Annotated in this window: 9 protein-coding genes; 5 read left to right on the plus strand and 4 right to left on the minus strand. The window is 73.9% G+C overall.

Annotated features, from left to right (window positions below):
• Positions 1-3: 3 nt before the first annotated feature.
• The 4 genes from hemE to Q0L54_RS02140 are packed head-to-tail and all read left to right on the plus strand — an operon-like array spanning position 4 to position 4276.
• Positions 4-1101 (plus strand): uroporphyrinogen decarboxylase, encoded by a 1098-nt coding sequence (gene hemE / locus Q0L54_RS02125; RefSeq protein WP_296665106.1) that lies wholly within the window; start codon positions 4-6, stop codon positions 1099-1101.
• A complete protein-coding gene (locus Q0L54_RS02130; protein WP_296665108.1) occupies positions 1094-2380 on the plus strand; it encodes an FAD-dependent oxidoreductase in 1287 nt (428 codons plus the stop codon). Before hemE ends, Q0L54_RS02130 begins: the two co-directional genes overlap by 8 nt.
• 37 nt (positions 2381-2417) lie before the next feature.
• Entirely contained in the window at positions 2418-3092 is a 675-nt protein-coding gene (gene hemQ, locus Q0L54_RS02135) for a hydrogen peroxide-dependent heme synthase (RefSeq protein ID WP_296665110.1), read from the plus strand.
• Positions 3093-3106: 14 nt separating this feature from the next.
• Positions 3107-4276 carry a ferrochelatase gene (locus Q0L54_RS02140; RefSeq protein ID WP_296665128.1) on the plus strand — a complete coding sequence of 390 codons (1170 nt, stop codon included), beginning with the start codon at positions 3107-3109 and terminating at the stop codon, positions 4274-4276.
• A 129-nt stretch (positions 4277-4405) separates the two neighbouring features.
• Here Q0L54_RS02140 and Q0L54_RS02145 read toward each other — a convergent pair whose 3' ends face one another.
• From Q0L54_RS02145 to Q0L54_RS02155, 3 genes are all read right to left on the minus strand, one after another.
• A complete protein-coding gene (locus tag Q0L54_RS02145; RefSeq protein WP_296665111.1) occupies positions 4406-5794 on the minus strand; it encodes an aspartate ammonia-lyase in 1389 nt (462 codons plus the stop codon).
• Positions 5795-5858: 64 nt separating this feature from the next.
• Positions 5859-6782: a carbohydrate kinase gene (locus tag Q0L54_RS02150; RefSeq protein ID WP_296665114.1), complete on the minus strand. Its 924-nt coding sequence runs from the start codon at positions 6780-6782 to the stop codon at positions 5859-5861.
• Positions 6779-7066 (minus strand): exodeoxyribonuclease VII small subunit, encoded by a 288-nt coding sequence (locus tag Q0L54_RS02155; RefSeq protein WP_296665116.1) that lies wholly within the window; start codon positions 7064-7066, stop codon positions 6779-6781. The genes Q0L54_RS02150 and Q0L54_RS02155 overlap by 4 nt, the downstream gene beginning before the upstream one ends.
• 123 nt (positions 7067-7189) lie before the next feature.
• On the opposite strand from Q0L54_RS02155, the gene Q0L54_RS02160 reads away from it, so the two are divergent.
• Positions 7190-7915: a hypothetical protein gene (locus Q0L54_RS02160; RefSeq protein ID WP_296665118.1), complete on the plus strand. Its 726-nt coding sequence runs from the start codon at positions 7190-7192 to the stop codon at positions 7913-7915.
• Positions 7916-7936: 21 nt separating this feature from the next.
• Here Q0L54_RS02160 and Q0L54_RS02165 read toward each other — a convergent pair.
• Positions 7937-8395, minus strand: a 459-nt coding sequence (locus tag Q0L54_RS02165) for an exodeoxyribonuclease VII large subunit (RefSeq protein WP_296665120.1), incomplete at its 5' end; no start/stop codon positions are given.

Consider the following 8395-nt stretch of genomic DNA (forward strand, 5'->3'; position numbering starts at 1 on the left):
GGCATGCCCGCACTGCTCGCAGCCCTGCCCGCCGACCACCCGCTCGTCGATGGCCGGGTCGCGGGCGCCCCGTTGCTCGCCGCGCTGCGAGGCGAGCGACCCGCGCATCGTCCCGTGTGGTTCATGCGGCAGGCCGGGAGGTCGCTGCCCGAGTACCGCGAGGCGCGGCGCGGCACCGCCATGCTCGACTCGTGCCTCACGCCGGCGCTCGCCGCGGAGATCACCCTGCAGCCCGTGCGTCGCTACGGCGTTGACGCCGCCATCTTCTTCTCGGACATCGTGGTGCCGATGCGCGTCGCCGGCGTGGAGGTCGACATCGCCCCGGGAGTCGGGCCCGTGTTCGCGCGGCCCGTCCGCACCATGGCCGACGTCGAGGCGCTTCCCCATCTGGGCGCGCCCGGCGACGGCGCCCCCTTCGACGCGGGGCTGGAGGCGATCCGCGCCGCGGTGCGCCTCACCGTCGCGGAACTGGGCTCGACGCCGCTCATCGGATTCGCGGGTGCGCCCTTCACCCTCGCCGCGTACATGGTCGAGGGCCGGCCGTCGCGCGACCACCTGGGCGCGCGGCGCCTCATGATCGAGTCGCCGGAGGTGTGGGCGGGTCTGGCGGAGTGGACGTCCCGTGCCGCGGGACTGTTCCTGCGAGCGCAGGTGACCGCCGGCGCCGCGGCCGTCCAGCTGTTCGATTCGTGGGCCGGCTCGCTGTCCGAGGCCGACTACACCGAGCACTGCGCACCCGGCTCGGCGGCGGCGCTCGCTACCGTCGAGGACCTGCCCGTCCCGCGCATCCACTTCGCGGCGCACGGCTCGCATCTGCTGCGCGCGATGGCCGCGACGGGCGCGACGGCGATGGGCGTCGACTACCGCATGCCGCTCGACGAGGCATCGCGCCTGCTCGACGGATCGCTCCCCCTGCAGGGCAACATCGACCCGGCCCGGCTCGCCGCGCCCGCGGAGGTGCTCGAGCGCCATGTGCTCGACGTGCTCGCACGCGGCTCCCAGGCCCCGGGCCACGTGGTGAACCTGGGCCACGGCGTGCCCCCCGAGACGGACCCGGCCGCGCTGCAACGGATCGTGGACCTGGTTCACGAGCGTGGCTGAACGCGTCCTGGTCGTCGGCGCCGGCACCGCCGGCCTGCTGGCGGCGCGGCGCCACTCCCGCCGCGGCGCCGTGGTCAGCGTGGTCGAGAGCGCGGGCGGCTGGGGCGGGAGAGTCAGTCCGCTCACTCTGTTAGGCATGACGCTCGACGCCGGCGCCGAGTCGTTCGCGACCCGCACCGACGCGGTCGCCGCGCTGGCGCGCGAGCTGGGTCTCGCGGGGGACGTGGTCGCCCCCACCCGCGCGCCCGCCTGGGTGGTCGCCCCCGATCGCGAGTACCCGCTGCCCACCACCGGCTGGCTCGGGATCCCCACCAGGCCGCTGCTCCCGGACGTGCGCCGCGTGATCGGTTGGTCCGCGGCCGCCGAGGCGTCGCTCGAGCGCTCCCGCCCGCTGGGCGAGGTGCGGGACGATGCGACCGTCGGGTCGCTGGTGCGCGCCCGGCTGGGCCACGCGGTCGCCGAGCTCCTGGTGGCTCCCGTCCTGCAGGGCGTCTACTCGCGCCCCATCGACGAGTTGACGCTCGCCGCGATCGACCCGACCCTTCCGCAGCAGCTCCGAGACGCCGGCAGCCTCATCGCCCTCGCCGAACGGCGCCGGCGGCTCGCCCCCGCGGGCAGCGCGGTGCTGGGGATCCGCGGCGGCATGTGGCGGCTGACCGAGGCGCTCGCCGCCGAGGTGCGTGGCGCGGGTGTGCTGCTCGTAGCGGGCACGCGAGCCGCGACCGCCGAGCGAGTCGACGGCGCCTGGCGCGTCCACGCCGGCGGCGGCACCCTCGTGGCGGACACCCTGGTGCTGGCGGTCCCGCAGGCCGAGGCTCGGCGGCTGGTCCCGGCCCTGCCGGAACCACCCGCCGAGCGCCGCGTGGCGCTGGCGACGCTGGTCCTGGAGGCGCCGGGCCTCGATGCCGCGCCGCGCGGCACCGGCGTGCTCGCGATCGGCCACGTGACGCGCGCGAAGGCCCTCACGCACTCCACGGCCAAATGGCCCTGGCTGCGGGAGGCCGCCGGGGGCCGCCACATCGTCCGGCTGTCCTACGCGGTCCGGGAGCCGGGCGAGGACCTGCTCGCCCACGCCCTGCCCGACGCCGCCCGGCTGCTCGGGGTGGATCTGGCGCCGTCCCATCTGGTCGCATCGTCCCTGGTGGAGTGGCCGGACGCCGCGCCCGCGCGAGTCGCGAACCGCCGCCCACTCGAGGGCCTCGAACTGGTGGGATCCGCGGCGGGCCTGAGCGGGCTCGCCGCGATCGCGGGGGCCGAGGCGGTTGATTCGCCGGCGTGATTTCGCGCACGGCCGGTTCTCGTTGAATGATGTCCCCATGACCGACACCCCCCACGGTTTCACCCTGTTCTCCGTCCTCGACGGGATGCTGCACGCCCCGGACGACGAGCTCGCCGAGGTGGTCGAGCACTTCGACGCCGCCGTCCTCGAGCTCGCCGAGCACGACGTCACGCTGCGCGGCCTCTACGACGTGTCGGGGCTGCGGGCGGACGGCACGGTGATGCTCTGGCTCCACGGCCCGGTGCTCGAGGACCTTCAGTTGGCGCTGCGCGAACTGCGCGCCACCGAGCTGCTCGCCGAGACGCGGCTGACGTGGTCCGCCGCGGGCGTGCATCGCGACGCGGAGTTCAACAAGCGGCACGTGCCCGGATTCCTGCGCGGCGAGCGGCCGCGCGACTGGCTCACGGTGTACCCGTTCGTGCGCTCCTACGAGTGGTACCTGCTGCCCGAGGAGGAGCGGTCCACCATGCTCAGGGAGCACGGCATCGCCGGCGCCAAGTACACCGGGGTCATCGCCAACACCGTCGCCGCGTTCGCGCTGGGCGACTACGAGTGGTTGCTGCCCATGGAGGCGGACGACGTGACCGAGCTGGTGGACATGATGCGCGACCTCCGCTACACCGAGGCCCGCCGCCACGTGCGGGAGGAGCTGCCGTTCTATACGGGCCGCCGCGTGACCACCGCCGAGGCCGTCGAGGTGCTGGCGTCGTGACCGCGGCATCGTCCCTGCCCCCGCTCGCCGCATCGTCCCGGACGGTGCCCGCGACCACCTATGACGCCATCCTGCTGGCGGGGTTCGGCGGCCCCGAGGGCCAGGAGGACGTGATCCCGTACCTGCGCAACGTCACGCGCGGCCGCGGGATCCCCGACGAGCGACTCGAGGAGGTGGCGCACCACTACCGCCACTTCGGCGGGATCAGCCCCATCAACGAGCAGAACCGCGACCTCAAGGCCGCGCTGGAGGCGGAGATCGCCGCGCGCGGGCTCGGCCTGCCCGTCTACTGGGGCAACCGCTTCTGGGCGCCGTACTTCGCCGATGCGCTCCGCGAGCTTCATGCCGACGGCCACCGCACGGTGCTGGTGCTGGTGACCACGGCCTTCTCGAGCTACTCCGGCTGCCGGGCGTACCGCGAGGACCTCGCGACGGCGCTCGCCGAGACCGGGCTCGAGGGGCAGGTCGAGCTGCACAAGGTGCGGCAGTACTTCGATCACCCGGGATTCGTCGCGCCCAACGTGGACGCGGTGCGGTCCGGCCTGCGGTCGCTGGTCGAGTCCGGCAACGGCGAGACCCCCCACGTCATGTTCACCACGCACTCGATCCCCACGGCCGCGGCGGACGTGTCGGGTCCACGGGAGGCGCGCCCGGACGGCACCGCGGTTCCCACCGGCGGCGCCGACGAATGGTTCGCCGGGGGCGGCTGGTACGTCGAGCAGCAGCGCGCCGTCGCCGCGCTGGTGATGGACGGCGTGGCTGACGAGTTCCCCGGAGTGGGATGGTCGCTGGTGTTCCAATCGCGGTCCGGATCGCCGGAGATCCCGTGGCTCGAGCCCGACGTCAACGACGCGATCGCGGCGCTGCCTGGGTCCGTGACGGGCCTGGTCATGTCGCCCGTGGGGTTCGTCTCCGATCACATGGAGGTGGCGTGGGACCTCGACACCGAGGCGCGCGAGACCTGCGACGCGCGGGGACTCGCAGCGGTGCGGGTGCCCACCGTGGGAGTGGACCCGCGGTTCGTCGCGGGCCTCATCGACCTGGTCGAGGAGCGACACGTGGGCTCCGCGGACGACGAGCCGCGCGTGCGGGTGGCCCTCACCGAGCTGGGCCCCTGGCAGGACGTGTGCCCCACCGACTGCTGCCTGGGCCGCGCGCCCAAGCCCACGGTGGCAAGCGTCTGAAGCTCGGCGCGCCCTACCCGCTGACACTCCGCACGGTTTGAGATCCGACACGCGGGTGAGGCGGCCAAAAATGGGGCCAATAGTCGGCGTGTCGCCGCCAACTCCGTGCGCAGTGTCAGGGCTGGACGGTCAGCGCCCCACCATGGTGGTCACGTCGAGCAGCGCGTCGAGCTGCTCCTCGCTGATCTCCCCGCGCTCCACGAAGCCCAGGTCGATGACCGCCTCGCGCACCGTGAGGCCCTCCTTGACCGCGTGCTTCGCGATCTTCGCCGCGTTCTCGTAGCCGATGACGCGGTTGAGGGGGGTGACGATGCTGGGGCTGGCCTCCGCGAGGCGCCGCGCGCGGTCGACGTTGGCGGTGACGCCGTCCACGGTGCGGTCCGCGAGCACGCGCGACGCGTTCGCCAGCAGCCGCGTCGACTCGAGCACGCCCAGGGCCATCACCGGGATCTGCACATTGAGCTCGAAGGCCCCGGACGCGCCCGCCCAGGCCACGGTCGCGTCGTTACCGATGACGCGCGCGCAGACCATCAGCACGGCCTCGGGCACCACCGGGTTGACCTTGCCGGGCATGATCGAGGACCCGGGCTGCAGGTCGGGCAGCTGAATCTCGCCGAGGCCCGTGTTGGGGCCCGAGCCCATCCAGCGCAGGTCGTTGCAGACCTTGGTGAGCGACACGGCGATGGTGCGCAGCGCGCCCGAAACCTCCACCAGGCCGTCGCGGGCGGACTGCGCCTCGAAGTGGTTGCGGGCCTCGGTGATCGGTAGGCCCGTGTCCTGGGCGAGCAGCACGATCACGCGCTGCGGGAACCCCGCGGGGGTGTTGATCCCGGTGCCCACGGCGGTGCCGCCCAGCGGCACCTCGGCCACGCGCGGCAGCGCGGCCTGGAGGCGCTCGATGCCGTAGCGGACGGCCGCCGCGTAGCCGGAGAACTCCTGACCCAGGGTCACCGGGGTCGCGTCCATGAGGTGCGTGCGGCCCGACTTGTAGACGTCCGCGAACTCGCCGGCCTTGGCCTCGAGGGACGCGGCGAGCGTCTCGAGCGCGGGGATGAGGTCGCCCACGAGCGCGGCCGTGGCGGCGACGTGGACGGAGGTGGGGAACACGTCGTTGGAGGACTGAGAGGCGTTCACGTGGTCGTTCGGATGCACGTCGCTGCCGAGACGCGCGGAGGCCAGCGTTGCGATCACCTCGTTGGTGTTCATGTTCGAGGAGGTGCCCGAGCCGGTCTGGAACACGTCCACCGGGAAGTGCGCGTCGTGGCTCCCGGCCGCCACCTCGTCCGCGGCGGCGACGATCGCGTCCGCGATGTCCTGGTCGAGGACTCCGAGCTCCGCGTTGGCGCGTGCGGCGGCCTTCTTCACCCGTGCGAGCGCCTCGATGTGCCGGCGCTCGAGCGTGATGCCCGAGATCGGGAAATTCTCCACGGCACGCTGCGTCTGCGCGCGGTAGAGGGCGGCGGCGGGGACCCTGACCTCGCCCATGGTGTCGTGCTCGATGCGGAACTCCGTTGTCATGCCGCCAAGTCTGGCATGAGCGGCCGGACCAGGCGGCGTGCCGCGGGACGATGCGCGAGCCGCGTCAGGAGGCGTCGAGCTCCTCGCGGGTGGGGGGATTGGCGCCGGGCCGGGACACCGTGATCGCGCCGATGCGCACGCACTCGGTGAGCACGCCCGTGAGCGTGGCGTCGGAGATCGCGTGGAGGTCCGTGCGCCGCGAGCCGCCGAGCAGCTGCGCCTCCCAGAGCCCGTCGATGATGCCCGACATGAACGAGTCACCGGCGCCCACGGTGTCCGCCACGGTGACGCGGGGGGCCGCCACGGACACCTCGCGGCCGTCGTGCACGAAAGCGGTGGCTCCCTCGCCGCCGCGGGTCACCACCACGAACGCGGGGCCCATGCTCGCCCAGGCGCGAGCCACGTCCTCGATGTCCTCTGCGGGAGCCAGCCATGCGAGGTCCTCGTCCGAGGCCTTCACCACGTCGGCCAGCGCCACGAACTCTTCGATCGCGGCCCGGGCCTCGCCGGGGTCACCCATGAGCGCGGGACGGGCGTTCGGGTCGTAGGTGACCGTGGTGTTGTGGCGCAGCGCCTTGACCAGGCGATGAACCGCGGCCGCGCCGGGCGCGAGCACCGCGGCGATGGACCCGGTGTGCACCGCGAGCGGCGCCTGGCGCATGCGGATCCCGGTGCCGAGGTCCCAGGTCACGTCGAAGTCGTAGGTCGCAGCGCCGTCCGGGCCGATCGTCGCGGTCGCCACCGAGGTCGAGGCCGGACCTGCGGATCCCGGAACCAGGCGCACGCCGTTGTCCTGAAGATGGTCCGCGACCAGCACCCCGTTCGGGTCCAGGCCGAGCCGCGTGAGGAGGTCCGCCTCGCGCCCAAGCCGCGCCAGGCCCAACGCCACGTTGGCGGGGGAGCCGCCCGGGTGCGTCTCCTGGCCGCCATCGGCGCGGACCACTACGTCGACCAGCGCCTCACCGATCACCAGCACGTGCTCACTCATGAGTCCTCCTTGTCATCCGGCACCACGGCGATCACGCCGGCGTCAGTCGAATCCTCCACCATCGCATCGTCCCCGCGCGCGGCGGCGATGCGCTCGGCGGCGCCGTCGAGCAGCGCCTGGCAGCGTGCCGCCAGCGCCTCGCCGCGCTCCCACAGGCCCAAGGAGTCGTCGAGCGTGGAGCTGCCGGCCTCCAGCCGCGCGACGATCGCGATCAACTCGTCCCGAGCGTCTTCGTACGAGAGGCCGTCGACGGGTGCGTCGAAGGTCGGGGCGGCGTCGCTCATGGTGACCACGGTACCGGCGTCCGTCCCCGAGGACGCCTCCGGCGGAGGAGAACCGCGTCATAAAGCGCGAGGTATCCGCTCTCAAGGGGTACGGACGGGATCAACCAGACGACGGGACGAGACATGTTCAGCGACGACGGCACACTGCGGACCGGTATCGGAGGCGCCTTCGGGGCGATGACCGAGCGGGTGGGTGACGCGCAGCTTGCCTGGCTGGCGAGGTCCCCCGAGGGCGCGGATCGCGCTGTCGCTGCCGAGCACCCCGCCACGCCGCTGACCACGCTGCTGCGGCTCGCTCAGGACCGGTCGCCGGCGGTGCGCCGAGGCGTGGCGCGCAACCGCCGGGCGGGCGTGCCCCCCGAGGTGCACCAGGACCTGGCCAGGGACAAGAGCGTCGATGTGATCTATGCCCTCATCGCCAATCCGACCGTCGCGGACGAGGTCATCTCGCGGCTCGCCCGCCACCGCCATCGCGAGTACGCCAAGGCTGCTCGGCGTCGTCTCGCCGCCGAGCACGGCGAACTCGCCGGGGACGCGCCGATGCCACGGGACGAGGCCGCCCCCATGGTGCCGACGCGGGTGCCGTCGCTCGTGCCGATGCGGGAGCCCGTCCTCGTTTCCGAGCCCGCTTCCCAGACCGCGGCGCCCGGTTTCATCGCCTCCGGACCGTCCGTGCCCCCACTGTCTGCGCCCAAGCCTTCCGCGCCTGTGCTCGCCGCGCCCGGCGTCCCCGCGCCCGGGTACTCAGCCGGCCCCGCCAAGGCGCCCGTCGAGCCCCGCCGCATGTACGCCGCTCCCCGCTCGCGGGTCGAGGCGCTCGAGATCCTGCAGGGGGCGGGCCGTCGCTGACCCGCGGCCGCATTCGCCGGATCAGTCGCCGGCCACGGCGGCTATCTCGCCGCGAGCGACCCTGATCCGAAGCGGGTCGCCCGGCCGCACCTCGGCCGCGTCCCGCACCACCTCGCCCGCGGGCGTGCGCACCACCGCGAATCCCCGATCCAGGGTGCCCTGAGGGCTGAGCGCGCGCAGCGACGCGGCGAGGGCCCGCACCTCGGAGTCCGCATCCGCCATCACCGCCGCCAGCGCGTGCCGGGTGGCCCCGCGCAGCCGCGCCACCGCTTCGGAGTAGGGGAGCAGGAGCGTGGCGGGACGGGCGAGCACCGGCCGGGTGCGCAGCGCGGCCAGGCCGGCGCGCTCGCGGTGGACGCCGCGATCGATCGCCGCGGCCATCGCCGCGCGGGCCCGGCGCAGGCCGGCGGATTCGGCCGCCGCGTCCGGGACGATGCGCTTGCCGGCGTCCGTGGGCGTGGACGCCCGGAGGTCGGCCAC

The organism is Demequina sp. (assembly GCF_024642165.1).
Taxonomy (GTDB): Bacteria; Actinomycetota; Actinomycetes; order Actinomycetales; family Demequinaceae; genus Demequina.